Raw genomic sequence first — 1605 nt, 5'->3', positions numbered from 1 at the left:
GATGCAACTGATGACGGTAAGCAGTTGGGCGACGGTCAGTGCCACAAAACTGCCGTTAAACGGCCAGTCTAAAAGGACATAGAACCAAAAGCTAAACGCGATACCAAACATCAAAAATAAGACAAGGTAGGGCGTTAATGTTGATGTTAGTGACTTCATCGGGGCGTTGGATAACCAAGCATCAAGGCCACGAGCTCTAACGTTCGCCGTCAAAACCAATATCGTGCCCACCACAATCATGATCTGCCATAGTGCAGGAATAACCGCAGACACCAAGAACTGAGCATAACTGGTGTTCTTGTTGAACAGTGGCGTGATCTGGCTTTGCACTGTTACTGCTTGGCCTAATGCGGATTGCACCGTGGTATCACCGTGTGATAACTGCTTAACGACCTCAAGTTGCGCGTTAAAAGTCCCTTGAGCCTGCAACAACGCGGAATTCACTAGCTTACCTATCAAGATAAATTGGCTGTTGTAGAACACAGACATTTGCGGATTCAATCCGAGCAGAAGGTCTCGGTCAAAATGCCTTGGTATCACAACATAACCGTAGATATCACGTTCAATCATCGCTTTCGCCGCTTCACTCGCAGAGCTGTATTTCTGAGTGACTTGCAGCGTTGGTGATGCATCAACAAGGCGTGTGAACTGCTGCGAAATTTGGCTGTGTTCCAAGTCAACAACCGCAACCGGTAAGTCACGAGCGATCCCTTGTGAAAAAATCAGCCAAATACTGGCAGCAAGCAGCAAAGGTATCCAAGTTAGGCAAGACAACAACCATTTGTCTTTGCGGACAATCGCCCACTGCCTAAGCAAGGTATTCTTCGCTCTATGATGCTCAGTTGATTGCGAGGCTGTAGATTGCGAGCCTTTAGATTGTGAGCTTTTAGATTGCGAACCTGTAGATCGATAGTTAGCAGACATACGTCACCTAAAGCTCAACCACAAGGCTCATGCCCATACGCAGTGTTTCGCTAGTATTAACAGGGTGCGCTTCTACTTCAAAAGTACGTAAGTCGAAGCCTTGTGCTGCGTCTGTTGAACGCCAAGTAGCGAAATCACCCATTACGGCAATGTGAGTTACTTGGAAAGTTAATGATTTATCTAGAGCCGGTAGATACGCCTCAAACTGGCTGCCTTTCTCGAAATGCTTAAGCATGTCTTCACGCACATTAAGTACTGCCCATGCATCTTTGGTGTCGATAACAGTCACAACAGGGAAGCCTTGTGGTGCGAGCTCACCGCTGCTCAATAGTACCTGAGACACTTCGCCATTAAACCAACTGTGGATCTGCGTGTCTTTTGCGTAAGCTTCAACTTCCGCCACCGCACCTGCCGCCATTAATGCTTTTTGAGCGGCTGCCACTTTGGTTTCGTCACGAGCGCCTTCTCGTGCCAATTGATACATTTGGAACGCAGCGCTTTCCGTGTACTTCGCTGCTTGCCACTGTGTTTTGGCTTCATCGCGTTTTTGCTCGGCAACCACACCATCGTTGTAAAGGTTATTGACACGTTGATAAGTTTTGTCCATGAGATCGGCGGCTGCTTTTGCCTTCAACCACTGGTCTTTAGCAGCTTGGATCTGTTGAGTACGCGCACCATTCT

Annotated in this window: 2 protein-coding genes; both read right to left on the bottom strand. The window is 47.7% G+C overall.

Annotation, left to right across the window (positions count from 1 at the left end; genetic code table 11):
- On the bottom strand, nt 1-924 hold a 924-nt coding region (locus AB4496_RS26475), incomplete at its 3' end, for an ABC transporter permease (protein WP_372132870.1).
- A 7-nt stretch (nt 925-931) separates the two neighbouring features.
- On the bottom strand, nt 932-1605 hold a 674-nt coding region (locus tag AB4496_RS26470), incomplete at its 5' end, for an HlyD family secretion protein (protein ID WP_372132867.1).

The sequence above is a fragment of the Vibrio sp. 10N.222.46.A1 genome, from assembly GCF_041473595.1.
Lineage (GTDB): Bacteria > Pseudomonadota > Gammaproteobacteria > Enterobacterales > Vibrionaceae > Vibrio > Vibrio tasmaniensis_A.
Note: the sequence above shows the minus strand (reverse complement) of the source record. Positions and strands in the feature narration are given on the sequence as shown.